This window comes from Eikenella sp. NML03-A-027 (genome assembly GCF_001648395.1).
Lineage (GTDB): Bacteria > Pseudomonadota > Gammaproteobacteria > Burkholderiales > Neisseriaceae > Eikenella > Eikenella exigua.
Map to the genome: position 1 here is coordinate 24,173 of NZ_LXSM01000006.1, position 25,477 is coordinate 49,649.

Consider the following 25,477-nt stretch of genomic DNA (forward strand, 5'->3'; position numbering starts at 1 on the left):
GGCAGCCCATATATTAAAGGCTACCTGAAATTTTACTCTCTCTAAGTACACAATATCTGGTAATAACTATCCTAATCCATTTGCAAATGGTCCAATGGCAGCACGGTGGAATTTTTCACTTCCTGCAGTACAAAGCTGGAACGTGCATCCACCACGCCCGGGTGCGCCAGTAGGGTGTCTAGGATGAATTGGGAGAAGCTTGCCATGTCGGCGAAAAAAGCGTGCAGCATATAGTCGGTTTCGCCAGTGAGTGCAAAACAGCGCAGCACCTGCGGCCAATTGCTCACAGAATCGGCAAAGCCATCGCGCAGATGGTTGCTTTTATCCACCGATACGCGGATAAACACCTGCAGGCCGAGAGCCACGGTGGAAGGATGAACCAAGGCAGCATAACCCTGGATAATGCCGGTGGACTCCAATTGCTTGAGTCGGCGCAGGCAGGGAGAAGGGGAAAGAGCAACACGTTCGGACAGTTCAACGTTGCTCAGTCGGCCGTTGTGTTGCAAGGCCTGAATTATTTTCAGGTCGATTTTGTCAAGCGAAACAGATATGGTCATGATTTCGGTATCCAATCATACTACTGAGTCAGAGACTGTATGTGTGCCAGCCCAAGCTGTCAACTAGGAAAGCAACCACTCCGACTTGTAGCTGGTTTACTGGCTATACACAGCAAATATCTGGTCGATTATTATATTGTAAATATGTTGGAATAATCCGCTATAATTTCCAATTATAGAGAAATATCTTACCTAGCTATTCAATATCTGAGCATTTTTAGTTGAATTCGATATGAAGCAATAGGCCCTAAGCTCTACAAATCACTAAAATACCTCACGCTCAGTAAACAAATCTTGCCTCAAAACCCGATTTCAGGTAATAATTTGATGAGTTTGCAGGAGAATTGTTAACAAAAATTAACAACGGCACCAAAGGCACAATTGCCCAGGTAGAATGCTGCAAGCCCATTTCAACTGTTATTTTTATTAATGACTTGGGAGGATCGGTCCTAAATAATGATAGACTTTTGATATTTTTGATAATACAGATTCCTGAGTTCAGTAAAATTTTTTGGAATAAAACATTTATTTGGAGGTTTTAAGATGAAATCACAGCATTCAAGCCACCAGCAAACGGTCTCTTCGAAATTGAATAAATTTGACTTGGTTTGGATACTAAACCTATTCGGCACCGCCGTGGGCGCTGGTGTGCTGTTCCTTCCGATCAATGCAGGCATGAGCGGATTTTGGCCGCTTGTTGCCATGGCCATTATTGTCGGCCCGATGACTTATTTCGCCCATCGGGGGTTGGCGCGTTTTGTACTTTCTTCCGCCAAGCCCGGCAGCGATATTACCGAAGTAGTAGAAGAGCACTTCGGCAAAACTGCCGGCAAATTAATTACCCTGCTCTACTTCTTTGCCATTTTCCCCATTTTGCTGATTTACGGTAACGGCATCACCAATACCGTAGACTCCTTTCTCGTCAACCAGCTCGGCATGGCCTCTCCTCCGCGGGCCTTGTTGTCATTCATTTTGATTGCTTCGTTAATCGGTGTGCTGTTGTTGGGTGAGCGTATCGTTTTGAAAGTAACCGAATGGCTGGTATATCCGCTGGTATTTATTCTGTTTATCTTATCGGTATACCTGATTCCTGAATGGAATACTTCTTCGCTTACCAATATTCCGAGCGCGGGCGCGTTTTTAACCACCTTATGGATTACGATACCCGTGTTGGTTTTTTCCTTCAACCATTCGCCGGCCATTTCTTCTTTCGTTTTGTCCCAACAACGAGAATACCAAGATGCCGAATTAACAGACCAGCATGCCAGCAACACCCTGCGCAGCACTGCCACCGTGTTATTGGTTTTCGTGATGCTGTTCGTGTTCAGTTGCGTATTGACTTTAACGCCGTCTGAGCTGGCCCTGGCAAAAGAACAAAATATTTCGATTCTGTCGTTCCTCGCCAATAAATTCGACAATCCTTACATTTCCTATTTAGGTCCGTTTGTTGCATTTCTAGCTATTGCCAGCTCTTTCTTCGGCCACTATATGGGTGCGCGCGAGGGTTTGGAAGGCTTGTTTATCAAGCTTAAACGCGATGCCGGCTCGGATACTGCCATCAATCATAAAAAACTGAACCTCTACTCTGCTCTGTTCTTCCTGATTACTTTGTGGGTTGTTGCCATCATCAATCCGAGCATCTTGGGCTTGATTGAGTCGCTGGGCGGCCCCATTATTGCTATGATCCTGTTCATTATGCCAATGTACGCCGTCAGAAAAGTACCGGCAATGAAACGGTTCCAAGGCAAATTCAGCAATATCTTCGTGGTGGTAATGGGCTTGATTGCAATATCCAATATTATCTATAACCTAATTGCTTAAATAAGCTGTAACCGTATTCAGGCCATCTGAAAACCATCTGTTCAAATGTTTTATGGTCATGTGAAGCAAGAGGTTTCTCAGACGGCCTCTCAGACAAATACCATTCCGGCTTTATAAAGCCGTATCCTAAAGATAAGTGAGCAGTGCCATGATTAGTGTATTCGATATTTTTAAAGTTGGGGTCGGTCCTTCGAGCTCACACACTGTCGGTCCGATGAAAGCAGGCAAACAATTCATTGACGATTTGTGCGCTCAAGGCAAATTGAAGCAGATAGAGCATATCCGCATTGACGTATATGGTTCATTATCCATGACCGGTTTGGGTCATGGGACGGATACTGCCATCATTATGGGGTTGGCTGGTTATTTGCCGCATAACGTCGATATCGATTTGATTCCGATTTTTGTTGAAAACGTTAAAGCAAGCGGCAAACTGGCTGTGGCATTAAACGAACACGAAGTACGCTTCCAATACGCCGAAGACATGTTGTTCCATAACGATTTTTTGCCTCTGCATGAAAACGGCATGACCATCACAGCCTTTGATAAAGACGAAAAAGAAGGCTACCGCCAAACTTATTATTCCATCGGCGGCGGTTTTATTGTTGACGAAGCGCATTTCGGCGCTGAAGAAAAACAAACAATTGAAGTCCCCTTCCCTTATAAAAACGCCAAAGACATTATCAAGTACTGCAACGACAACGGTTTGTCCATTTCCAATCTGATGTATCAAAATGAAGTGGCATTGCATGGCGAAGAAGCAGTTGGAGAATACCTGCAATACATCTGGCAAACCATGTCCGACTGCATGAAGCATGGCTTGGCAACTGAAGGCGTGTTGCCAGGCCCACTAAAAGTCGTCCGTCGCGCCACAGGGCTTCACCGCTGGCTTTCTGCTAATAAAAGCCTCAGCAACGACCCGATGCAGATTATAGACTGGGTAAATATGTATGCTCTAGCGGTAAGCGAAGAAAATGCCGCCGGTGGCCGCGTGGTAACTGCCCCGACCAACGGTGCGTGCGGTGTCGTGCCTGCCGTTTTGATGTATTACGACAAATTTGTCGAACCGCTCACCCCCGAAATCATCGACCGCTATTTGCTCACCGCGGGCATTATTGGATCGCTCTATAAAATGAATGCCTCTATTTCGGGAGCGGAAGTAGGCTGCCAAGGCGAAGTCGGCGTAGCCTGTTCAATGGCAGCGGCAGGGTTGGCGGAAATTTTAGGCGGTACGCCCGAACGCGTTTGCAGCGCAGCAGAAATCGCCATGGAGCATAGTCTTGGTCTCACTTGTGATCCAGTAGGCGGCCAAGTGCAGGTTCCTTGCATCGAACGTAATGCCATCGGTTCAGTAAAAGCCATCAATGCTGCACGTATGGCTCTGCGCCGCGCCAGTACGCCATATGTCGACTTGGACAAAGTGATTGATGCCATGTATGAAACCGGTAAGGATATGGACGCCAAATACCGCGAAACATCACAAGGAGGCTTGGCAATCAAGATTGTCTGCAATTAACATTGCAACCTGCTTTCATTAAAGAAGCTATCCTAGATAACTGGGGGTTATTAAATGGGGTCTATACCCCACGGATGATTCCGCAACATCTTTAAGCAAGAGTTGATACAGGTCTTCTTTGCGATGATTAAAGAGGAATCATCCGTTGGGGGTAAACTTGCTTCCCAAGTCCCTTATGTGTCGGCCTGTCTGCTAGGCTGCCTGAAACAGCTTCATCCAGAGAGCAGCGTACAGTGCCCACTGAAGAATCGGCAAATTCGCTGAAAATCTCAGATACCCGAAACCGATTAGAGAAGCTACTTTTATTACCGCCCAATGGAGACTCTGAAATCATGCCTGCGATCAAAACTACCCCTTTCTACCAAGCCCATCAAGATGCGGGCGCCAAGCTGGTTGATTTTGCTGGCTGGGAGCTACCCATCCATTACGGCTCGCAAATCGCCGAGCACGAAGCTGTACGCACCGATGCTGGCATGTTCGACGTATCCCATATGCTCGTAACCGATGTATCCGGCGAGCAAGCCAAGGCTTTTTTCCGGAAACTGCTGGCCAACGATGTGGCCAAACTCGCCTTTGTTGGCAAAGCCCTCTACTCCGCCATGCTCAACGACCAAGGCGGAGTAATCGACGACCTCATCGTTTATCGCGGCAACGAAGCCGAAACGCAATACCGCATCATATCCAACGGCGCCACCCGCGAAAAAGACTCCGCCCAGTTCCAAAAAATCGGCGCCGAATTCAGCATTAAGCTTACACCCCGTTATGATTTGGCCATGCTCGCCGTACAAGGCCCCAAAGCCGTGGCTAAGCTGCTCACCGTGAAACCTGAATGGGCTGACATCGTAAACAGCCTCAAGCCCTTCCAAAGCGCCGATTTGGGCAATGATTGGTTCGTAGCCCGCACCGGCTACACCGGCGAAGACGGTGTGGAAGTGATTCTGCCCGGCAGCGAAGCTGAGGCTTTCTTCAAAGCATTGCAACAGGCCGGCGTGAAACCCTGCGGTCTCGGTGCGCGCGACACCCTGCGCATGGAAGCCGGCATGAACCTCTACGGCAACGACATGGACGACAACACCAGTCCGCTCGAAGCCGGCATGGCCTGGACGGTGGATTTGAAAGACGAAGCCCGCGATTTCGTCGGCAAAGCCCCGCTGGTGGCCCTGAAAGAAAAAGGCGTGAGCGTGAAACAGGTTGGCTTGCTCTTAGCCAAAGGCGGCATACTGCGCGAGCATATGGAAGTGGTCACCCCAGAAGGCAAAGGCATCACCACCAGCGGCGTGTTCTCGCCCAGCCTCAAACAATCCATCGCCATCGCCCGCGTGCCCAAAGACTTTGAAGGCGATACCGCCAAAGTGTTGATTCGCGGCAAAGAAGTGGATGTGCGCGTATTGAAACTGCCCTTCGTGCGCAACGGCCAGAAGCAGTTTGATTAAACGCGGTTAGGTTTTTCAGGTAGCCTGTTGCATCAATCTGGCACGCAGGCTACCTGAAAACAAAGCTTTGACGTAGTTCAAAAGAAGTCTGCATAAGGTGTGGGCGAAGTTTCTACAAAGCTAAAAAACTATTTTGCCCTTTTATCAAAGAATCCAATATGTACAAACTCCAGCTGACTCCCCTTCTGTTGGCAACTATCGGTTTAAGTGCCTGTTCGCCGCAAGATAACCATCCTACTCCGACAGTCACCTCTATTCCTGCTGCTTCTGTTGCTGAAGCACCTACCCAAGTGCAAGCCGTTTCCGCGCCCGTGGTGCTTGAGGGATCGTGGAGCGATGCCGTTCCCGTGTATTATCAAACTCCAGACCCTGGTTTAAAGCGCGCGCTGGCCATTCTCCATCAAGGTTTGAACGATCCAATGATGACCACGCCCGGAGCTAAGCCCGGTCCGTTCAATAACCTATCTGTTTGGGCGGCACAAATCTTGGCAACACATCCGGATCAAACCATGGTTTGGTGCCAAGAATTGCGACAGCAGCATCCGAATAACCAACTTATTCTGATATTCCAACTCTCCGGCACGCCGGATAGCAGAAAGTGTCTTGGTCAGCTTGATCTGCCTCCTGAGTACCAAGAAGTATTGTCCGCCCCCACACTGACTGCAGAAAGCTTCTTACGCTTGAATCTCGCGCCGGTAACTCTCGATATCCACTGGGCAAGCTTCTACGCTACTGGACAGCCTGAATACGTATACCGCATCGTCGATTATGTGGCCGATAATGCTAAGCTACTTGATGAAAAGCCGGCCAACCCCACTCAGCAAGATGCTGAAAAAATCCTAACCTATGGTGCCGCCCGCTGGTCGCTCGGCTCGAACATGCAGCAATATCCTCATATCAAAGCACTAGTAGAGAAATATACCGCCAGCTGGCCGTCCGAAAGGCAGCAGGCATTGCACAGGGCGTTAAACCCACCCAAGCAGTAGTGCAGGCTACCTGAAAATATTCGCTTTACCACACCACATAAGAAAGGAAACCCACTATGCGTCTCATCCTCGCCCTGCTTCTGCCCTGGTTGCAATTTTTCACCATCGGCAAACCCATTTCTGGCGTCATCTGTCTGCTGTTGCAACTCACGCTCATCGGTTGGATTCCCGCCGCCATTTGGTCGGTGTATGCCCTGAGCCAATATAAAACCGACCAGAAAATCCGCCGTGCCCTACAAGATAAATAAGGCTACCTGAAAGCACAGTTTCAACGAAGCTAAGCAAAAGCGTAAGCCCGTTCAACACACACCACGAATTTGCTCAGTGCAAGATGCTGTTTTTCAGGTAGCCTTGCGTCAGCGCAAACCCAATACAGGCAAAACCTGTATAATGTGAATGACCTTACGTCAGCCCACCTTCTAATTACGGAGAAAAACCATGAGCAACAATATTCCCGCCGAACTCAAATACGTTTCCAGCCACGAATGGCTGCGCGCCGAAGCCGACGGTAGCGTAACCGTGGGCGTAACCCACCACGCACAGGAGCTTTTGGGCGACATCGTATTCGTTGAATTGACCGAAGTGGGCGCATCGCTCGCCGCCGAAGACCAAGCCGGCGTAGTGGAATCAGTGAAAGCCGCTTCCGACGTGTACGCCCCTATTGCCGGCGAAGTCGTGGCCGTAAACGAAGCCTTGCCCGATGCGCCCGAAACCGTAAACAGCGACCCCTACGGCGAAGGCTGGTTCTTCCGCATCAAGCCTGTCAACCCTGCCGACTTAGACAGCCTAATGAACGCAGAGCAATACGCTGCCGAAATTGCCTAACTAGGTAAACAACAGCCTGAAAGTTGGCTTTCAGGCTGTTTTCCATTTCCGCCCGCAGCAGGTTTGCCAAAAGGCTACCTGAAGCCCACACATCCATGAACAGACGACAATTCCTCCTCAGCAGCGCCATCCTCGCCTTGGCCGCCTGCGGCAAGCGCCGCAACCGCACCCAGACCCTTCCCAAAGACAGTACCGTACTCGCTCTGGGAGATTCCCTCACTTACGGCTATGGTGCCGCCCCTGCTGCCGCCTACCCTATGCAGTTGGCTGAGCTCACCGGTTGGAAAATCATTAACGGCGGCGTATCCGGTGACACCACAGCCGATGCCCTCGCCCGTCTGCCCGGGCTTATGCAACGGCAGCCCAAACTCGTTATTATCAGCATCGGCGGCAACGACTTCCTGCGCAAACTGCCCGAAAGCACCACCCGCGCCAACATCGGCAGAATTATCCAAACCGTGCAGGCCGCAAACATCCACGCCGTGCTGGTGGCCATCCCCCATTTCACCGTAGGCGCACTGTTCGGCAAACTCAGCGACCACCCGCTTTACCGGGAAATAGCCGAACAATACCGCCTCCCCCTGATGAGCGGCGCGTGGTCGGAAATCCTCGGTGACCGAGATTTGAAATCCGACCAAATTCACGCCAACGCCGCCGGCTACCGCCTGTTTGCCGAAAAGCTGTATGCCTTTTTAAAAGAACAGGGTTTTGCTTAAAACTGCTGTTGAGGCTACCTGAAAAAGTTTCGTCCCAAACTAAGCCGTGCGTTTGTCACATTAAAAGAATTGCCGATGAATCAAGATAAAAACACCATCAGAGTTAGATGAAAGTTTACGCGTATGGTATCCCTCTACAGCCGCTATACTGTCATGCAGGTATTTTTGGGCTTTCCGCTGGTTCTGTTGCTTATGGTTGCCGGTTTCGCATTAACCTGGGGCTGGAAATGGTCGGCTGAATGCTGTTTGCCGGCGAGCTGCTGTCGGCGTTAATCGACGGCGGTGTTTACTTTGCCGGCATTTCACTGTTTTTTCTTGTCTTCGCTATTCTGCCTAGTGATAACGGTGCAGGCGAGGCCTTGCCCATATTCGGACCGGTATTTGCCTTAGTCGGTGCCATCTCCTCCCTGATTTTATCGGCCGCATTGCCCAAGCCCGGCTAATCCTGCTGCCCATATTTTGAGGCTACCTGAAAACCGCAAAACAGTTTTAACTTCGTTAAAGCCGATGCTTTCAGGTAACCTTTTCTTCGCTCCCTCCCACAAAAGCGGCTGCTTGCGGTACACTTGCGCCCGTTTTATCTATAGGTAATAAAGCATGAACCTTCTTAGCGCGTTGGCGAAAATCGGCAGCATGACCATGCTGTCGCGGGTGCTCGGTTTTGTGCGCGATGCGGTGCTGGCGCGGATTTTCGGTGCGGGCATTGCGATGGACGCATTCGTGGTGGCCTTCCGCCTGCCCAACCTGCTGCGCCGCATTTTTGCCGAAGGGGCGTTTTCGCAGGCTTTTGTGCCGATTTTGGCGGAATACCGGCAGAAGAAATCGCCGGCAGAAACGCAGGAATTTGTGCAGCATGTGGCGGGGATGCTGATGTTTGCGCTGCTCATCGTTACCGCCATCGGCGTGCTGGCGGCACCGGCGGTGATTTGGGCCACGGCCAGCGGCTGGGGCGGCAAGCCGGAGAAGTTTGTGCTGGCTTCGCAGCTCTTGCGGATTATTTTCCCCTACATTTTGCTGATTTCACTGTCGTCTTTAGTGGGCAGCATTCTCAACACTTACGGCAAGTTTTCCGTGCCGGCCTTCACGCCGGTGTTGCTGAATGTGTCGCTCATCGGCTTTGCGCTGCTGGGGGCGAAGCATTTTGAGCAGCCGGTGATGGCTTTGGGCTGGGGCGTGTTTTGCGGCGGGGTGCTGCAACTGAGTTTCCAGCTGCCTTGGCTGTTTAAGCTGGGCTTTTTGAAAATACCGAAGCTGCGTTTTGGCGATCCGGCGGTAAACCGCGTAATCAAACAGATGGCGCCGGCCATTTTGGGCACGTCGGTGGCGCAGGTGTCGTTGGTGATCAACACGAATATCGCGTCGTACTTGCAAAGCGGCAGCGTATCGTGGATGTATTTTGCCGACCGGCTGATGGAGCTGCCCACCGGTGTGTTGGGCGTGGCGCTGGGCACAATTCTGCTGCCGGGGCTGTCTAAACACGCGGCCACGGGCGACAAGCGGGAATTTTCCGCACTGTTGGATTGGGGCTTGCGTCTGTGCCTGCTGCTTACGGCGCCGGCGGCGGTGGGCATGGCGGTGCTGGCCTTCCCGCTGGTGGCCACGCTGTTTATGTATAACAAAATCGGCGTGCACGACGCACAGATGACGCAACAGGCGCTGATTGCCTATGCGGTGGGCCTGCTGGGGCTGATTCTGATTAAGGTGCTGGCGCCGGGGTTTTACGCGCAGAAAAACATCAAAACGCCGGTGAAGGTGGCGATTGTAACGCTGGTGTGCACGCAGCTGATGAACCTGATATTTGTGTGGAAGCTGCAGCATGCCGGGCTGGCCTTATCCATCAGCCTGGGCGCGTGTATCAATGCGGCGTTCCTGTTTTTATTGTTGCGGATTAAAGAGATGTATCAGCCCAAGGCGGGCTGGCGCGCGTTTTTGCTGAAGTTGGCGATTGCGCTGGCCGTGATGGCCGGCGGACTTTGGGCAGTACAGCATTATGTGGCGCTGGAGTGGGTGCGCGTGGGCGGCTTGCGGCGCACGGGGCAGCTGTTTGCGCTGATCGGCTTCGGCATGGTGCTGTATTTTGCCACGCTTGGGTTGCTGGGCTTTCGGCCGCGCCACTTCAAGCGGCGGGAAATGTAGTTCTGGAGATTTCAGGTAGCCTCTTAATCAAACAGGCTACCTGAAAGCGCAGCTTCAACGTAGTTCAAACGCCCAATCCAAGCAAAACAATCCGCTGGCAGGCATGATGGCGTGCCGGCGGATTTTATCGTTGCAGAGGAACACGCTTAATCGTTTTCTTCTTCTACCGAGGCCGGACACTTTTCCTGATCGCAGTCAATCAGCCACAGCACGCCGCCCACTGCGAGAAGCGCAATTTTAATGCCCTACGTTAGCGCCCCAGTTATAAATCCAGGCCAATACTTTCGGTACACGGTTGAGGAAGTCTAAAAAAATTGCCAGAATGCCCAGAGTAACCAATGGACTACCTAAGCTCTACGACATTGCCCTTGTTTATGGTTAAGAAAGAGGCAAAATCCTGCACAAAGCATACATTTTTTCAAGCCACAAGTGAAAATGGTATGATACCGTCTTCGCAATTCCAACACACAAAGGAACCGCCATGCCCCTGCTCGACAGCTTCACCGTAGACCACACCCGTATGCACGCCCCCGCCGTGCGCGTGGCCAAAAACATGCGCACCCCAAAAGGCGACGACATCACCGTGTTCGACCTGCGCTTCTGTGTGCCAAACCAAGAAATCCTGCCCGAAAAAGGCATCCACACGCTGGAACACCTGTTTGCCGGCTTCATGCGTGATCACCTCAACAGCGCAAACGTAGAAATCATCGACATTTCCCCCATGGGCTGCCGCACCGGCTTCTACATGAGCCTCATCGGCACCCCAAGCGAAGAAGCCGTGGTCGCCGCCTGGCAAGCCGCCATGCAGGATATTTTAAACGTGCAAGACCAAAGCCAAATCCCCGAGCTGAACGAATACCAATGCGGCACCTACCGCATGCACTCCCTCGAAGAAGCCCAGCAAATCGCCCGCAACATCCTCGCCCGCCAGATCGGCATCAATAAAAATGCCGACCTCGCCCTGAGCGAAGACATTCTCGGCAAGCTATAAATAGCCAAACAAAGAGGCTACCTGAAACATATTTTTCAGGTAGCCTCTATCGCCCGCCAAACCAAATATTCGAAACGAAAGCCATGCAAACCTTCTCCCTCAACGGCCACGAACACATCGCCCTGTGTGACCTCCTCAAACTCACCGGCCTGGCCGACAGCGGCGGCCAAGCCAAAACCTGGATCGCCGAAGGCCGCGTGCGCCGCAACGGCGAAACCGAAACCCGCAAAACCGCCAAAATCGTCGCCGGCGAAATCATCGAGTTGGATAGCGGCAGCGCGATTGAAGTGCAGGAATAGCGCTGCAATAAAGGCTACTTGAAATTTAGCTTCGTAGGAACTCCGCTGTGCTGCGTTTTAACTCCGTTGAAGCTGCGCTTTCAGGTAGCCTTTCTCTCAACTTAATTTTCCAATTCCTGCAAAATATAATCTCTCAAAGGCCGGTTATCCTTTAACACATCATCCATGATTGCCTTAAATGCCGGATTCATCGCCTTCGTTTGTGAATCCCGCCAATGGTAAACGGAAAGCATAAAGTACGTTAAAATATCCCGTTGCCCGTTTCCTCCCTGCTTATTTTGCGCCGCCGCATCCGCCAGATTCCGATACCTCGCTTGCAGATAGGCAGAACAGCTTGGGTATCGCTGATTCAACTGCTCTTCAGGCATAACGGGCAATAATTTTTGCCTGCCTGCTGCCGAAGGTGGAGCCTCGTTTTTCAACAGCAACAAACTGCTTCTGGAAAATTGTTGCAAAGCCGCCTGTTGTTTGGCAACCGATTCCGCTCCATCTACATTGCTGCCGCAAATTGAGATTGGCATATGTTGATTGTACAAAACAACTTCTGGATATGCTTGCTGCATTATCAGCACACAAAGTATAGAAAAAACAAATCTAGGCATATCCATCCTTTCATATTCACAGTAGAACTTTTATAGGCTACCTGAAAAATTCAGGTAGCCTCCTTGCACAACTTATCCCCTAATCACGATCCAGGATAAGTGTAAATCGGCTTATTCTTATCACAAAGAATTCGAGCCGAAGAAAAATTTAGATCACCACGCACAGTATCTAAATTTCCTTCCATTGAAATATCAACTCCTACAATCACATCATTATCCCATTTATTCACAGCCCAAAATACACTATAGCTATAGCGACCATTTATCATATTTTTCTCACCCCACAATTCGGAGCCACCGGTTTTTGTATTATCCAAGCTCCTTTCTAAAACATCTTGTTTCGGATTACTGAAAACCAATTCAGGGTGATTGGGACGGCCAAAACTATTATAGTTATCATCTTTTTGATAAATTGCCAATTGTTTCCCATCAACTGTTGTACAGGAAAAAACTGTTATAGCCAATGCTTCTGGCTTTTTTATTTCCGCCTGTATAAAAGAGCTTATTACGTACATATAAGCTAGCAATACTGTTTTCATAAATCCCTCACAAACAAATATTTAATGATAATAGAAGTATATTATTGCCTGATTAAAGCTCCCTTACCGCTTAAATAACCTTGAATTAGCCTATTATATTCAACCATGTTAATAGTACCTCCATTAACTATTCGTCGCACACGTTTATAATCACCTTGCCGTGCCAGCTCTGGTAATTCAGGCCGGTATTTCGTCCAAAACCAAATGGCACTCTTTACTGCCAAATCTGGATCTGTCGCCAATAAGTCAGGGTTATCCATAATATCCATTCTATTAACATACTTAGCAAAGGCATAATAATTTCCTCTTCCTGTCAGATGAAAACCACCTCGACCACGAAATTTATACCCATCGCCAAACTCGACGTTACCATTCATGCCCTCATACATAATATTTAACTGATCCTCAATAGATATTTGAGCAAAATCTACTTCAGTATTTACTGCATGTCTATTTAGCCAGTTTTGAATATTTTTCTGATTCCGCTCTTTAGCCAGCTCTCTCCATCTTTCTAGCGAATAACCAAGCTTCTCTCGCATACTGGTTCCACCATGTGTTTCAACGTCAGAACTAGCTAAAAATGCCGCCAATTCGTTCTTATTTCTAGTAATTCCGGCATCTTCCAACGCAGGCCAAAGGGCTGCTAAATATTCTTCTTTGAAGCTTGGTTTTACATCTAGCTCTATTTTCCGGTTTTCACACAAGCTATCTGCGTTAAGTATAGCCCGCCCAACTTTTTCACCAGATATAAGAATTTGTGTGTCATGCTGTTTGATTAATTTAATACCACCCTCCAGCTTTACAGTAATTGACTGTGATGCCGATAATACAGCCTGCTCACCAATTCGAATAATCCGTTTGATAATATTATGTTTAATTTCTATATCATTGAAAGTAAGCTTTAACTCCTTAACAATCCGATTTTTCTCATATTTAACACCCAACACCTTCCCCGTAGCCGGATCAATCAGCGCGCGCTGTTTGTATTTTTCCTGCCACAACTCAATGCCGCGCTCGGTGCGGCGGATGATTACGCAGTTGCCTTCGGTATCGCACAGGCTCAGGCAGCGGCGTTCGTTTTTCAGGCTCTCGGGCAGGTACGGATCGTGTTGGGCGCAGGCGGGCTTGAAACGGCCGGAGGCGGCATCGTAGATTAATTCGGAACAGGTTTCTTTCGGCCAGGTTTCCAAAGCGGGTTTCCGGCATATCTCTTTATCGGCGTATGAGGCGGAACAACTAATTTTACCAAACCAGCAAACGGCAGAAACGACACTATATTTGAAACCCGGATCTTTCGGCGGCTCGCGAAAAGTATTGTTTGTGATTGCACCAGATTCATGAGTTCTCATTTGCTCTGCAATGGATGAGCCAGGATCTTCCGCTTCGCCATTGTGGGGCTGACTGGTTCTATTTTTCGTGAAATACTTCCCATAGAAAGTTTCTGCGGCAGCAATCATTTCCTGCCGGGTTCGGAAACTGGTTTTTGGTAGCATCCGTCTATGTCCGGCAGACGGCCAGAACTTGCCTACACTGCCTTCCAAAGTGAAGTAATAATCTGATTCGGGCGGTTGGCAGACGGATTTCCAGCCCCGTGGTGCCACGGCCTTGCCGTCTAATCTCAAATTCAAACAGCGTCCGCTTTCGCAATCTTTCAGGCCGCTCAGGCCGTTTACGGTGTTGCCGGTTTTCAGTTGGGTATTTGCATGGATGGTTGCCATATTCTTTCCCTTTCTGCAGATGTATTTGAAGGCTACCTGAAAAAAGGTTTCAGGTAGCCTTCAATATAGGCTTCTTCATGGCGGATGGCAATCAATATACTGTAAATATTGGCATTTATTTGCAATAAGTCACATCTGCGGCCAGTTTGTTATCCCGGTGGTGTACTGCCGGTATCGGCTGTTTCGTCAGCTGTATCTTCTCTCTGCGCAGCCTCTTCGGCTTCAATCAGCGCGGAGGGCGGCGGGGTGGCTGTTGCCGCTGCGGCTTCTTGGGCTTGTTTATAGGCCAGGGCGGCTTCGCGGTCGCGTTTGTTTACGCGGCGCATCATGAAGTAGTTGCCAGTGATGACGAGGGTGCCGATGATGGTGATCAGGAAGGTGGCCAGCACGTTCATCTGCGGGTTCACGCCGCGTTTTACTTTGGCGAAAATCAGCTGCGGCAGGGTGGTGTAGTTGGGGCCGCTGAGGAAGGAGGTGATTACCAGGTCGTCCATGGAAAGGGTCATGGCGAGTAGGAAGCCGGAGGCGATGGCGGGGGCGATCAGCGGCAGGGTGATCACCCAGAAAACTTTCCACGGCTTGGCACCCAAATCCTGCGCGGCTTCTTCCAAGGATTGGTCGAGCTCGCCCAGGCGGGTGCGGATGACCACGGTAACGTAGGCCATGCACAGGGTGGTGTGGCCGAGCCAGATAGTGAACCAGCCGCGCTCGAATTGCAGCCAGCTCAGGCTGGAGCCGCGCAGCAAGGCCTGCACCTGCAAAATCAGCATCACCAGCGAAATGCCGGTGATGATGTCGGGCATCACCATGGGGGCGGACACCATGCCGGTAAATAAGGTGCTGCCACGGAAGCGTTTGATGCGCGCCAGGGCATAGGCGGCCATGGTGCCGAGCACCACGGCGGCGGCGGAGGAAATGAGCGCGATGCGGATGGAGAGCCAGGTGGCTTCCAAAATCTCGCTGTTATTCAGCAGCGCGCCATACCATTTGGTGGAGAAGCCGCCCCATACGGTAACCAGCTCGGAGCGGTTGAAGGAATATACCACCAGCACCAGCAGCGGGATATAGAGGAAGGCCAGCCCCAAAAACAGGCAGATGCGCAGAAACCAGGTGGACGATACAGATTTTCTAGCCACGGCGCGCTCCTTCCAGCTGTTTGGCTTCATGACGGTGGAACAGGCCGATAGGCACCACCAAAAGCAGCACCATCACCACGGCCATGGCCGAGGCGAGCGGCCAGTCGTTTTGGGTGAAGAAGGCCTGCCACAGGGCTTTACCGATCATCAGGTGTTCGGGCCCGCCCACCAAATCGGGAATCACAAATTCGCCCACCGCCGGGATAAACACCAGCATGGAGCCAGCGATGATGCCGCTTTTGGAGAGCGGCAGGGTGATGGAGAAAAACGATTTCACCGGCCCGGCACCCAAATCGGCAGAGGCTTCGAGCAGGCGGTTATCCAGCTTGAGGAGCTGGGTGTACAGCGGCAGCACCATAAAGGGCAGATAGGTGTACACCATCACGATATTGAGCGAGAAGCTGTTGTAGAACATGTCCAGCGGCTGGTTAATCCAGCCCCAGCGCAACAGCAGGTTGTTGATGATGCCGTTTTGCGAAAGCAGGCCCATCCAGGCATACACGCGCAGCAACAGCGAAGTCCAAAACGGCAGCATAATGGCCAAGAGCAGCGGGTTGCGCCATTTTTCGCGGCTGCGCGAGATGGCGTAGGCGATGGGGTAGCCGGCCAGCAGGCAAATCAGCGTGGTGGTGATGGCAGTTTTGATGGAGAGCAGGTAGATGTGCACATACAGGTTGCTGCCGGATTTATCGGCAAAGGGGTTGAGCCCGAGCCACAGCGATGACCAGAAATTATCGAAAATGCCGGTGTAGTTCAGGTAGCTCAGGGAAATATTCACGCGCCCGGCCGCCTCGTCCACCGTGTAGAGCGGGGTGTAGGGCGGAATCGAGGTGGCTTGCTCGGCCAGGCTGATTTTCAACACGAAGAAGAAGGGGATCAGGAAGAGCACCAGCAGCCACAAATAGGGTATGCCGATAACCAGCCCCTGCCCGGGGCTGAGTTTGCGTTTTAAAGCCTGCCATTTCATTTTTCAGGTAGCCTCTCTTGCTTGCCCTGGCCTGAAAGTGCGGTTTCAGGTTTCAGGTAGCCTTTTCATGTTCGGCTGCCTTGCCGAACCGGTATGTTGGTTTTAACTGTGTTGCAACCGCGTTTTGGCTCCGCAAAACTCTGCTTTCGTTGCACCAAAACTTCATGAAGCCGAGCTTTAGTTCCGCAGCAACTCGTCTTCCCGCGGAGGCCTCGGTCCGCTTCGCAGAAACTTCGCTTCGCTACGTTTTTAGGTAGCCTTTAGCGGGTGAGCGGTACGGGCTGGTTGGCCGGCCAGCTCAGATACACGGTTTCGTCCCAAGTGGGCGGCTCTAGGTTGGCCAAATACCAATAAGACGACAACACCTGGCTTTTCACCATGCGCCCGCTGGGCAGCTGCACATGATAAATGGCGAAGCTGCCCAAATAGGCGATTTCCTTCACCGTGCCGATGGTCCAGTTGTGTTCGCCCACATTAGCCGGCTTTTCCTTGTGCATATTGATGTCTTCCGGGCGGATGCTGACCCACATGGTCTGCTCCTCCGGCCCGGCCACGCTGTGGTCGATGAGGATATTCTGTGCCAACTCGGGGCAGTCGATTTCGGCATGGTCGGCCTCATCCACCACCAGGTGGCCTTCAAAAATATTGGTTTCGCCGATGAATTCGGCGGTGAAGCGGCTGTTGGGGAAGTCGTACACCTCGCGCGGCGTACCCACCTGTTGCAGCTGGCCTTCCGACATGATGGCGATGCGCGTGGCCATGGTCATGGCTTCTTCTTGGTCGTGCGTTACCATGATGCAGGTTACGCCCACTTTCTCCAGAGTATCCACCAATTCCAGCTGGGTTTGCTGGCGCAGGTTTTTATCCAGCGCGCCCAAAGGCTCGTCTAGCAGCAAAAGTTTGGGCTGTTTGGCCAGCGCGCGGGCCAGCGCAATACGTTGCTGTTGCCCGCCGGAAAGCTGGTGCGGCTTGCGTTTGGCGTATTTGCTCATCTGCACCAGGCGCAGCATTTCCTCCACCCGTTCGGTAATCTGGTCTTTGGGCATTTTGTCCTGCTTCAGGCCGAAGGCGATGTTCTGCTCCACCGTCATGTGCGGAAACAGGGCGTAGCTTTGGAACATCATGTTAATCGGCCTGTCGTAGGGCGGCAGGCGGGTGATGTCTTGCCCGTCCAAAATAATCTTGCCCTGATCTGGCGTTTCCATGCCCGCCAGCATACGCAGCAATGTGGACTTACCCGAGCCGGAACTGCCCAAAAGGGCGAAGATTTCGTGTCGGTCGATATCCAAATCGATGTGGTCCACCGCATAATTCTCGCCGTAGGTTTTCACCACGTCTTTGATTTGCAGATAGGGCTTTTGGGGAGGAATATATTTTTCAGACATGGGCACAGGGCTCCGCAGCAGTTGCAAACCGGCTTCCGCACGGGAAGCCGCAAGTGGCAGTTTGTGTATGCTTGTTTAAAATAGGCACGAGGTAAAACGGTGGCATTGGAGCGGCAAGGCGATTTGCCCCCGTATCGTTTTTTCTATTTCAAGCGATAAATCACAGACTGCAAAGCGTAATTGTAGGATAGAGCATCGGCAGGGGCAATGAAAAAAACCGAATGCGCCCGCTTTTAGCCGATTCGGTAGGGAAAGTGGTGCCGACTGAAGGCATGCCGGTACTGTAAAAGGCTACCTGAAAGCTGCCCGGCCAAGTCAACAAGCCATCATTCCATTTTTCAGGTAGCCTCAACTCATGCCCAAGATTCCAAACGATTCAATACTCTGGTTTAAGCATAGAAAAGGCTACCTGAAATTTCAGCTTGGCGGCACTTCCGCTCTGCTGCTTTTCAGGTAGCCTCAATTCCAGGCTGAACTACTCTTGCGCTGCCGTGCCGGAAATATCCACGGTAACGCGGCGGTCGGGCTGCAGGCAGGCTTTCAGAGCAGCAGTAGCGCGAGTGCCGGCACAAGCTGTGGTAACCGGCTGGCTTTCGCCGGCACTGGCTACGCTGATGGGGGCTTGCATGCCTTTACCCTGCAGATAGTCTTTTACTGTTTGAGCACGCCGCAGGCCGAGGTTGTAGTTGTATTGCTCGCTGCCGAGGCGGTCGGTGTGGCCGGTGAGGGTGATGCTGTCGATATGAGCTTGACGGCTAACGAGGTTTTCGGCCAAGCGGTCGAGGGTGGCTTTGCCTTCGGGCAACATATCGGCAGCATCCGATTGGTTGAAGCGGAACAAGGCATCAGCCGAGAGGTTGATGCGCTCAACTTGCGGCGTTGCCACAACGGGTTGCGCAACAGGCGCTTCTTCGGCACACCAGCGGTGGCGTACGTCGCGGGCGGCGGCTTGGCTGCTCAAACCGGCGGCCAAGGCTGTGAGGAGGAGGGTTTTTGTAATCTGATTCATTGTATTCAATCCTTGTTGGGGCTACCTGAAAACTGTTCGTTCAAACTTTTTCAGGTAGCCTTTGCTGCATCAAACGCTTACTTCCAAGTGTATTTGAAGCCTACGCTGCCACGGTAACCATGGCGGCTGGTGCTGCCAAAGTTGTGTTGGTAGCGGGCATCGCCATACACATAGGCGTTGTTGGATACGGGCAGCTGGGCACCGAGGCCAACTTCACCCCAAGTGGCGTTGCGTTTCTCGCGCACATTGTCTTCACCGATATCTACACCATGCGGCTTGATAAAGTCGTGCCATACGTTGGCCACGGCATAGAAGGTGTTGGTACGCAGGCTGCGGCTGGGGCCGTTGTAGGCCAAGCGGGCACCGAGGCGGCCGCGCAAGCTGTGCTGCTTGTCTTGGCTAACTTGGCGGATACCGTCGTTGAAATCTTTGAGACCAACGTATTGGTATACCAGTTGTGCCTGCGGCTCAATCAGCCAGCCACCTTGGTTGTCGGCATGGCTGCCTAAGGCAAACGGACGGCCAACTTCGGCAGAGAGGGCAGCACCCCAGCCGTTTTGTTTCACGCTGGTGCTGTCGCGATCTTGGTATTTATTACGCAACCAGCTCAGCTGGCCAACCAAGTCGAAGTAGCTGCCATTGGCAGCATAGTAGGTGTTGCTCAAGCCGAGGCTAACCGCATCGGTAGTGCCTTTGCCGCTGTAGTGGTCAGGGCTGATGCTGCCGTTTACAGCACGATAACGGTCGAAGAAATCGGTACTGGTTCGGGTATAGGCTAGGTAGCCGCCGGTGAGACGGTGGCCGCCTTTATCGTTGCGGTGAACAGCGAAGTCGTGACCGATCTGGAAACCGCCCATTTTGGTTTCAAAATTGAAGCGTTCTTTGCCATCGCTATCGAGGCGGCTGCCAAGGAGGCGGGTCCAAGTTTGGCCTTTGGCTTGCTCGCCGCAACGGGCGCAATCATCCCAAGCAAGGGTTTGGTTCTCGCCACGGCGCTCGTGCAGGGTGCCGATAGTGTGGTGGCCAATTTCTTGGTTCACTTGCGGCATCAACACATAGCCGGCCACGGCAGGGGCGTAAATGTAAGTCGACGGGCCTGCATTGGGGTCGGCAAACAGCGTCCAGGCATACACGTTTTTACCGCCAGCAGTGCTCTTCAATACAAGCTGAGCTTGGCCGGCATTGGTGGTATTAGCCGTACCGGTGAAGATGGCATTGCCGTCAGGCTGGCCTTCTTGCTGACCAGGGGCATTGGTACTCGGTGTTTCTACAGTAACCACGTCAGACGAGAATTGCTGGGCGTTGGTTTTGCGGATGTTACCGATGATGCCGTTCGGCGTGCTAACCACAGTAGTACCGCTAGCGGTGCCTTTGATGATCAGGTGATCAGAATCTTTGTCGGCATCGCTGTTCCACAGGGTGTTCACCACCAATTTACCGTTATTACCGGTGTAGTTGCCGTTTACGGTGATGGTTTTGTAATTACCAACAGCAGCTGCAACCGGTGTGGCAAAGGCTACGGTGCCTGAGTTATCCAAGCTGGTTACGGTGGAATTGCCGGTATTGTTCCAGGTGGTGCCGTTACCCAGATTTACAGAGGAAGTACCTGCCGCCAGCGACATAACACCATTCAGCACTGCGCCATTAGTGGCAACGAGTGAGTTGGTGCCAGCAACTGAATTGAATACGTTGGTGGTGCCGGTTACCGTGCCGCCATTAACGTTGATGGTGTTGTTGCCAGCATTGGCTCGCAAAGCATCACCATTGGCTTTCACCGTTGCGTTGTTCAGGTTGGCTGTACCGTTATTCAGCGTTTGTACGGCAACGCTGTTGGCGCCATTCAGATTCAGGCTACCTGAATAGTCCACTGTGCTGCTGTTTTGCGCAGTGTATCCGGTTACACCAGCTGCGCTGGTGGTGGTGTTCAGATTGGAAACCAGTTTGGTTTTGTTATTAGGTGAACTACCGGCAACTGTTTGGTTGTTTAAGCCGTGGTTTTTACCATCTGCTATACCAATGGTTGCATTGGCGGCAGTATTGGCAATATTGGCCGTACCTTTCAGGGTTGCCGTTGCGCCGCCGGATACCAAGGCCACTTTAGAGCCGCTGCCGGTCAGGTTATAAGTGCCATTATTCACATTGATGGCAGAAGCCTTACCTGCCGCATCAGCGCCATCACTAGCCAGAATCACGGCATCTTTGCCGGATGCAGTAACGGTGAGGTTGGATGCATTTACGGTACCGCCAGCATCTGCACGGAACATAGTGGAGTTCTCGGTAGTGATGTCGGTACTGTTGGCCAAGGCAGCTACGTTGGCAACAGCATTGCCACCATTGATGTGGTAAGCAATTTGGTTTTTCGCATTGGTAGAATTATCGAATACGGCTTTCATGCCCGCATTGACGGTCATTGTTGAATTGCCGCGTGCGTGCGCACCGATTACGTTGTCACCTTTCAAGGTCAACGTACCGTCTGCAACCACATCAGCTTTGCCAGTACCCTGACCGTCAGCATAAATACCGTAGTTACGAGTAACCTGGTTGGCAGAAGCCTCTTCTACCGTAATTTTGCTGCTGGCAGTATTGGTGATTTTTGCTGTATGCCCTGCTTCAGCCACAACATTTTCACCGACAGCATTCGTACCAATTACATTGATTGCACCGGCATTAGTAATTTGAGCTGCACCAGAGTTTTGCGCCTGAATACCAACGTTTTGTTTTGGTTGGGCACCGCCAACACCGCGAGCCTTACCTTCAATATTGATGGTGCTGTCTGCACCCAAATTAACTACTGTCGAAGCCGTACTGTCTTTACCTACGCGGATCGCAGTAGCACCTTGGGTCTGTTCACCAATGGTAATCTTACCATCGTGATTAACAACAGCATTGCTACCATTAACCAAGATGCCAACTTGGTCAGTAGCATTACCAATCAGCTTAGTCGGCGCATTTTTGCTGTATTGTGCAGCACGGCCGATGAAGATCTGGCTATCTTTCTCACCGTTAAACGTACCATCTTTTTCTACACGTACACCAGTAATACCGCTATTCGGAGCACTGTTTACGGCTACATTAATAACACCGCCGGCTTTATTGGTTGCCGTGGCATTGTTATTTACGCGGAGTGCATAGTTGTTATGTGAATAACCTTGATAGGTATAACCGGCAAGATTGATGATGCCATTGTTTTCAAATTTACCGCTATTGGTAGCATGAATGGTGGTAGACAAAGAATAGTAGTCGTTTTTGTTGGCTTGGCTAGCTTGAGTTGTGTCGTAATTATCAGACGCAAAGAAACCACCAGAAATCACACCATTGTTGACTGCTGTACTGCCCGCACCGCGCACGGTCAGGCTGTTAAAACGGCCGGACAATTGTGCCCCTTCTTCAATGACTGCTTTGCCGCCGTTTTCGGCCAGCATGCCGCCACCGTTGCCTGATTCCAAACCGGGGCTTACATCAATTTGCCCGCCATTCTTGATGGTGGCAGTAGAACCCGCACCGGTTGCAGCCAGCACCCAGCGTTCACCAATCGGAAGGGTGGAATCTGGATGGGTGTTAATGGAGTTGTTTTGTCGGAAAACCTTCGTTTCAGTCGCAGCAGCCTCATTGAAATAGCGATCATATGCCGCCTGTTGGGTTTCACCGGCGTTGGCAAAGCCTGGAGTACCAACAGCAGGAATTAATACATTATTATTATAGTTAATCAGATCCTGCACTGTATTCAGTGTGTGACTTACTCCCTTGAAGGTAACGGTTTTTGGTTTAAACAAATCTTGACTAATCGCCAACTCTTGGGAAGCTACACGGGTTTCTTCAAAGTAAATGCGGTTTTTAGAGACCCATTCTGCCGATCCGCCATTTTCGGCCTGCACCAGACGAGAGTTTTTTAAAGCAATCAGTGTTCTTACAGTGTTTTTAGTAGTAGTCTCATCTGCCATAGTAGCAGCCGGATCACCTAAGCTGGCAATAATTTTGCTGCCGTTGCCATTGGCGGTACCCAAGCGCATATCAACGTATATGTCATTACCCGTTGATACAGTACTTTGAATGTCCGCCGCAGATATAGAGCCAACGTTGTTGTAAACGTTTACTGTTTGATTACTGTTGGTTGCAGGATCAGTTACATTAACTGTGCGGCCTTTTTGATTGGCCAGCAGACGTTGGCGCTGGTTCAGCTCAGCAAGAATTGTGGGGTCGGTAAAGAGGTCGCTCAATTTCCCGCTTCGGATAGAACGATCATTCGCATTACCGGTGATGTTGTTGATATCGGGTGAAGTTAAGGTAACAGTATCGCCACCGGTTACCAAAGCTTGGCCGACTTTATTATCGTTCGCAGCGGCAGTATAAATACCCATATCGCAGCTGCCACCGCTGGTAACAGCACTACCATTACCACAGGTAGAAGCCGCTGCGGGCAAAGCAGATACGCCAAGACCAATCACCGCAGCAGAAGCCAGCATCTTGGCGGCAGAATTACTGGAAGACTTCTTCCGGCTAGCGCGCTCCAATTCTGAGCACACCACCCAGGTGCCACGCTCTTCAGAGTACACGATATTATAAATTTTATTCATTAAATTAACTCCTTAAAGTGCAAATACGCTGATGCATTTGAACAGGTTTCAAATGCTCGCATACCGTTCCGCAAAATAAAAACGGCGGATTCTAACATATGCAAACAAGAGAACTAACGAAAACTTATCTCCAACAACAGCAATTGATGGATAAAAGATACAAAACAGCAATACAACACATCTCTTTGAACTGATTACTCTAAATGGATACTGTTTCTCTGTTATCTAATGTGCAACAACTAGTTTCAGGTAGCATTTCCCTATCCGAAGGCTACCTGAAACACCCTGCCCATCCCTGTGTTACCATAGCGCCCATCTTTTCACATCACGCCATGCACCATGCCCACCAAACACATTCTGCTCGGTATCAGCGGCGGCATTGCCGCCTACAAATCTTGCGAACTCGTACGCCTGCTCAGAAAACAGGGGCATACCGTGAGCGTGGCCATGAGCTGCGCCGCTGCCGGTTTCGTTTCTCCGCAAACCTTCCAAGCCCTAAGCGGGCACACTGTGTGGACGGACGATACTGCCGATTCCGCCGACGGCATGGCACACATTCACCTAAGCCGCGAGGCCGACGTATTCCTTATCGCTCCCGCCAGCGCCAACACTCTGGCCAAAATCGCCCACGGCATAGCCGACAACCTGCTTTCCACCCTGGCCGCCGCCCGCACCTGCCCGCTGGCCGTTGCCCCCGCCATGAACGTGGAAATGTGGCGAAACCAGGCCAACCTGCGCAACATCGCCCAACTGCAAGCCGATGGCATTACCGTGTTCGGCCCCGCCAGCGGCAGCCAGGCCTGTGGCGAAACCGGCGAAGGCCGCATGCTCGAAGCCGCCGAATTGGCCGAACTGCTGCCCGATTTGTGGACGCCAAAACTGCTGGCCGGCAAACGCGTGTTGCTCACGGCCGGCGCCACCTTTGAAGCCATCGACCCCGTGCGCGGCATCACCAACCTATCCAGCGGCCGAATGGGCGTGGCGCTGGCACAGGCCTGCCGTGCTGCTGGAGCAGAAGTGGTGCTGGTGGCCGGGCAGCTTCAGGTAGCCCCGCCCGCCGGAGTGGCCGTGTACCATACCCACAGCGCACGTGAAATGCACGAAGCTGTGGTGCGGGAAGTAGGCAGCTGCGATGTATTCATCAGCGTAGCTGCCGTAGCCGACTATCACGTGGCCAACCGCAGCGCCGAAAAGCTGAAAAAAAATGGCAGCGGCACGCCGCCCGTTATCGAATTGGCCGAAAACCCAGACATCCTCGCCGCCGTGGCTCGGTTGCCCAACGCGCCCTTCTGCGTGGGTTTTGCCGCCGAAAGCCATAACGTGCTCGAACACGCCCGCGCCAAACGGCTGCGCAAAGGCGTGCCGCTGATCGTGGCCAACCACGCCGTCAGCGCCATGGGCAGCGGCAACAACCAAGTAACGCTCATCAGCGATTCAGCCGAAACCGCGCTGCCGGAAATGGGCAAACGCGATACCGCTGATGCCATCGTGGCCGAAATCGCCCACCTGTTGGAAAAGGCTACCTGAAAGCCTGCCCTATGGCTGTAGCGCGTTTTTCATACCAAGCAGAGCAGGAAAAAGAACCAACGCAGCTGCCCAAAAGCAACGCTTGAACGATACTATTTTCAGGTAGCCTTACACCCGACAGGCTACCTGAAAACGAGGTTTCCTCAGGAGGACGAGTTTCTGCGAAGCGGACCGAGGTTTTGGCAAAGTCAAAGCTGAGTTGCTATCAAGTTAAAGAGCAGCTAAAACAAAAAACCGTGCCGCCGGAAAGCTCCAGCGGCACGGTTTTTATTGGGCAAAGATTACTTACGCAGATTCAAGCGGGTAATCACATCGCGGTAGGTATCCACATCAGTGTTGCGCAGGTAGGCCAACAGGCGGCGGCGGGCGCTCACCATTTTCAGCAGGCCGCGGCGGCTGTGGAAATCTTTCGGGTTGGCTTTGAAGTGCGGAGCCAGATCGTTGATGCGGAAAGTCAAGAGAGCGATTTGCACCTCAGAAGAGCCGGTATCGCCTTCTTTGCGCTGGAAATCTTTGATGATTTGCGCTTTTTGTTCTACGGTTAATGCCATAATAAAACTCCAAAAATATAGCCTTGCGGCCGGACAAGCTGGCCGAGCCGGGAAGACCCACGCCAACTCCTAGTGCCTGCTAAAACAGGCAGGCGCGAATTATGGCACAAAACCGCTGCCAAAAACAGCCGCATAGGCAAAATCGTATTAAAGATGATGCCGCTGTGCAACCAAAAGGCTACCTGAAAA

General features: G+C 51.6%; 22 protein-coding genes. 12 read left to right on the top strand and 10 right to left on the bottom strand.

Annotated elements, in window-relative coordinates; translation table 11 throughout:
• Positions 1-71 precede the first annotated feature (71 nt).
• On the bottom strand, positions 72-557 hold the full coding sequence (locus A7P96_RS02835; RefSeq protein WP_067441972.1) for an Lrp/AsnC family transcriptional regulator: 486 nt from the start codon (positions 555-557) through the stop codon (positions 72-74).
• A gap of 543 nt (positions 558-1,100) precedes the next feature.
• Here A7P96_RS02835 and A7P96_RS02840 point away from each other — a divergent pair.
• From A7P96_RS02840 to A7P96_RS02890, 11 genes are all read left to right on the top strand, one after another.
• Positions 1,101-2,378 (top strand): HAAAP family serine/threonine permease, encoded by a 1,278-nt coding sequence (locus A7P96_RS02840; protein WP_067524596.1) that lies wholly within the window; start codon positions 1,101-1,103, stop codon positions 2,376-2,378.
• Between the two features lie 148 nt (positions 2,379-2,526).
• Positions 2,527-3,894: an L-serine ammonia-lyase gene (locus A7P96_RS02845; protein WP_067524598.1), complete on the top strand. Its 1,368-nt coding sequence runs from the start codon at positions 2,527-2,529 to the stop codon at positions 3,892-3,894.
• A 332-nt stretch (positions 3,895-4,226) separates the two neighbouring features.
• Positions 4,227-5,327 carry a glycine cleavage system aminomethyltransferase GcvT gene (gene gcvT, locus A7P96_RS02850; protein WP_067524599.1) on the top strand — a complete coding sequence of 367 codons (1,101 nt, stop codon included), beginning with the start codon at positions 4,227-4,229 and terminating at the stop codon, positions 5,325-5,327.
• A gap of 158 nt (positions 5,328-5,485) precedes the next feature.
• Positions 5,486-6,313 carry a hypothetical protein gene (locus tag A7P96_RS02855; RefSeq protein WP_067524601.1) on the top strand — a complete coding sequence of 276 codons (828 nt, stop codon included), beginning with the start codon at positions 5,486-5,488 and terminating at the stop codon, positions 6,311-6,313.
• Between the two features lie 56 nt (positions 6,314-6,369).
• A complete protein-coding gene (locus A7P96_RS02860) occupies positions 6,370-6,561 on the top strand; it encodes a YqaE/Pmp3 family membrane protein (protein ID WP_067449290.1) in 192 nt (63 codons plus the stop codon).
• 190 nt (positions 6,562-6,751) lie between these two features.
• Complete coding sequence (gene gcvH, locus A7P96_RS02865; RefSeq protein ID WP_067524603.1) at positions 6,752-7,138, top strand: glycine cleavage system protein GcvH; 387 nt, start codon at positions 6,752-6,754, stop codon at positions 7,136-7,138.
• Positions 7,139-7,233: 95 nt separating this feature from the next.
• Positions 7,234-7,854 (top strand): GDSL-type esterase/lipase family protein, encoded by a 621-nt coding sequence (locus tag A7P96_RS02870; RefSeq protein ID WP_067524605.1) that lies wholly within the window; start codon positions 7,234-7,236, stop codon positions 7,852-7,854.
• Positions 7,855-8,093: 239 nt separating this feature from the next.
• Positions 8,094-8,297: a hypothetical protein gene (locus A7P96_RS02875; protein WP_067449296.1), complete on the top strand. Its 204-nt coding sequence runs from the start codon at positions 8,094-8,096 to the stop codon at positions 8,295-8,297.
• Between the two features lie 154 nt (positions 8,298-8,451).
• Positions 8,452-9,990, top strand: a complete 1,539-nt coding sequence (murJ, locus tag A7P96_RS02880) for a murein biosynthesis integral membrane protein MurJ (RefSeq protein WP_067524607.1) — start codon at positions 8,452-8,454, stop codon at positions 9,988-9,990.
• 481 nt (positions 9,991-10,471) lie between these two features.
• Positions 10,472-10,981, top strand: coding sequence for an S-ribosylhomocysteine lyase (luxS, locus tag A7P96_RS02885; RefSeq protein ID WP_067441942.1), 510 nt, complete (start codon positions 10,472-10,474; stop codon positions 10,979-10,981).
• Positions 10,982-11,064: 83 nt separating this feature from the next.
• Positions 11,065-11,280, top strand: coding sequence for an RNA-binding S4 domain-containing protein (locus A7P96_RS02890; RefSeq protein WP_067524609.1), 216 nt, complete (start codon positions 11,065-11,067; stop codon positions 11,278-11,280).
• A 101-nt stretch (positions 11,281-11,381) separates the two neighbouring features.
• Here the strand turns inward: A7P96_RS02890 and A7P96_RS02895 are convergent, their stop codons facing one another.
• From A7P96_RS02895 to A7P96_RS02925, 8 genes are all read right to left on the bottom strand, one after another.
• Entirely contained in the window at positions 11,382-11,882 is a 501-nt protein-coding gene (locus A7P96_RS02895) for a hypothetical protein (protein WP_156496248.1), read from the bottom strand.
• An 83-nt stretch (positions 11,883-11,965) separates the two neighbouring features.
• The gene (locus tag A7P96_RS10630; RefSeq protein WP_156496249.1) at positions 11,966-12,421 is read right to left on the bottom strand and encodes a hypothetical protein; all 456 of its coding nucleotides are present in this window, start codon (positions 12,419-12,421) and stop codon (positions 11,966-11,968) included.
• A gap of 41 nt (positions 12,422-12,462) precedes the next feature.
• Positions 12,463-14,139, bottom strand: coding sequence for a glycoside hydrolase family 19 protein (locus tag A7P96_RS02900; RefSeq protein ID WP_067524613.1), 1,677 nt, complete (start codon positions 14,137-14,139; stop codon positions 12,463-12,465).
• A 149-nt stretch (positions 14,140-14,288) separates the two neighbouring features.
• Entirely contained in the window at positions 14,289-15,305 is a 1,017-nt protein-coding gene (locus A7P96_RS02905; RefSeq protein WP_067524615.1) for an ABC transporter permease, read from the bottom strand.
• Positions 15,268-16,242: an ABC transporter permease subunit gene (locus tag A7P96_RS02910; RefSeq protein WP_064085101.1), complete on the bottom strand. Its 975-nt coding sequence runs from the start codon at positions 16,240-16,242 to the stop codon at positions 15,268-15,270. Before A7P96_RS02910 ends, A7P96_RS02905 begins: the two co-directional genes overlap by 38 nt.
• Positions 16,243-16,502: 260 nt before the next feature.
• Entirely contained in the window at positions 16,503-17,627 is a 1,125-nt protein-coding gene (locus tag A7P96_RS02915; RefSeq protein ID WP_067524617.1) for an ABC transporter ATP-binding protein, read from the bottom strand.
• Positions 17,628-18,102: 475 nt separating this feature from the next.
• On the bottom strand, positions 18,103-18,636 hold the full coding sequence (locus A7P96_RS02920) for an OmpA family protein (RefSeq protein WP_067524619.1): 534 nt from the start codon (positions 18,634-18,636) through the stop codon (positions 18,103-18,105).
• Between the two features lie 77 nt (positions 18,637-18,713).
• Complete coding sequence (locus A7P96_RS02925) at positions 18,714-23,210, bottom strand: autotransporter outer membrane beta-barrel domain-containing protein (RefSeq protein ID WP_067524621.1); 4,497 nt, start codon at positions 23,208-23,210, stop codon at positions 18,714-18,716.
• 339 nt (positions 23,211-23,549) lie between these two features.
• On the opposite strand from A7P96_RS02925, the gene coaBC reads away from it, so the two are divergent.
• On the top strand, positions 23,550-24,737 hold the full coding sequence (coaBC, locus tag A7P96_RS02930) for a bifunctional phosphopantothenoylcysteine decarboxylase/phosphopantothenate--cysteine ligase CoaBC (RefSeq protein WP_067524623.1): 1,188 nt from the start codon (positions 23,550-23,552) through the stop codon (positions 24,735-24,737).
• Between the two features lie 281 nt (positions 24,738-25,018).
• Here the strand turns inward: coaBC and rpsO are convergent, their stop codons facing one another.
• Positions 25,019-25,288 carry a 30S ribosomal protein S15 gene (gene rpsO, locus A7P96_RS02935; protein ID WP_003823508.1) on the bottom strand — a complete coding sequence of 90 codons (270 nt, stop codon included), beginning with the start codon at positions 25,286-25,288 and terminating at the stop codon, positions 25,019-25,021.
• Between the last annotated feature and the right edge of the window lie 189 nt (positions 25,289-25,477).

What these genes read in the sequence shown, in the direction of transcription:
- A7P96_RS02860 (WP_067449290.1), top strand. Translation starts at nt 6,370, where the DNA reads ATGCGTCTCATCCTCGCCCTGCTTCTGCCCTGGTTGCAATTTTTCACC.
- A7P96_RS02915 (WP_067524617.1), bottom strand. Translation starts at nt 17,627, where the DNA reads ATGTCTGAAAAATATATTCCTCCCCAAAAGCCCTATCTGCAAATCAAA.
- A7P96_RS02910 (WP_064085101.1), bottom strand. Translation starts at nt 16,242, where the DNA reads ATGAAATGGCAGGCTTTAAAACGCAAACTCAGCCCCGGGCAGGGGCTG.
- A7P96_RS02855 (WP_067524601.1), top strand. Translation starts at nt 5,486, where the DNA reads ATGTACAAACTCCAGCTGACTCCCCTTCTGTTGGCAACTATCGGTTTA.
- A7P96_RS02845 (WP_067524598.1), top strand. Translation starts at nt 2,527, where the DNA reads ATGATTAGTGTATTCGATATTTTTAAAGTTGGGGTCGGTCCTTCGAGC.
- A7P96_RS10630 (WP_156496249.1), bottom strand. Translation starts at nt 12,421, where the DNA reads ATGAAAACAGTATTGCTAGCTTATATGTACGTAATAAGCTCTTTTATA.
- A7P96_RS02895 (WP_156496248.1), bottom strand. Translation starts at nt 11,882, where the DNA reads ATGCCTAGATTTGTTTTTTCTATACTTTGTGTGCTGATAATGCAGCAA.
- A7P96_RS02900 (WP_067524613.1), bottom strand. Translation starts at nt 14,139, where the DNA reads ATGGCAACCATCCATGCAAATACCCAACTGAAAACCGGCAACACCGTA.
- A7P96_RS02920 (WP_067524619.1), bottom strand. Translation starts at nt 18,636, where the DNA reads ATGAATCAGATTACAAAAACCCTCCTCCTCACAGCCTTGGCCGCCGGT.
- coaBC (WP_067524623.1), top strand. Translation starts at nt 23,550, where the DNA reads ATGCCCACCAAACACATTCTGCTCGGTATCAGCGGCGGCATTGCCGCC.
- A7P96_RS02890 (WP_067524609.1), top strand. Translation starts at nt 11,065, where the DNA reads ATGCAAACCTTCTCCCTCAACGGCCACGAACACATCGCCCTGTGTGAC.
- luxS (WP_067441942.1), top strand. Translation starts at nt 10,472, where the DNA reads ATGCCCCTGCTCGACAGCTTCACCGTAGACCACACCCGTATGCACGCC.
- murJ (WP_067524607.1), top strand. Translation starts at nt 8,452, where the DNA reads ATGAACCTTCTTAGCGCGTTGGCGAAAATCGGCAGCATGACCATGCTG.
- rpsO (WP_003823508.1), bottom strand. Translation starts at nt 25,288, where the DNA reads ATGGCATTAACCGTAGAACAAAAAGCGCAAATCATCAAAGATTTCCAG.
- gcvH (WP_067524603.1), top strand. Translation starts at nt 6,752, where the DNA reads ATGAGCAACAATATTCCCGCCGAACTCAAATACGTTTCCAGCCACGAA.
- A7P96_RS02835 (WP_067441972.1), bottom strand. Translation starts at nt 557, where the DNA reads ATGACCATATCTGTTTCGCTTGACAAAATCGACCTGAAAATAATTCAG.
- A7P96_RS02840 (WP_067524596.1), top strand. Translation starts at nt 1,101, where the DNA reads ATGAAATCACAGCATTCAAGCCACCAGCAAACGGTCTCTTCGAAATTG.
- A7P96_RS02905 (WP_067524615.1), bottom strand. Translation starts at nt 15,305, where the DNA reads ATGAAGCCAAACAGCTGGAAGGAGCGCGCCGTGGCTAGAAAATCTGTA.
- A7P96_RS02925 (WP_067524621.1), bottom strand. Translation starts at nt 23,210, where the DNA reads ATGAATAAAATTTATAATATCGTGTACTCTGAAGAGCGTGGCACCTGG.
- gcvT (WP_067524599.1), top strand. Translation starts at nt 4,227, where the DNA reads ATGCCTGCGATCAAAACTACCCCTTTCTACCAAGCCCATCAAGATGCG.
- A7P96_RS02870 (WP_067524605.1), top strand. Translation starts at nt 7,234, where the DNA reads ATGAACAGACGACAATTCCTCCTCAGCAGCGCCATCCTCGCCTTGGCC.
- A7P96_RS02875 (WP_067449296.1), top strand. Translation starts at nt 8,094, where the DNA reads ATGCTGTTTGCCGGCGAGCTGCTGTCGGCGTTAATCGACGGCGGTGTT.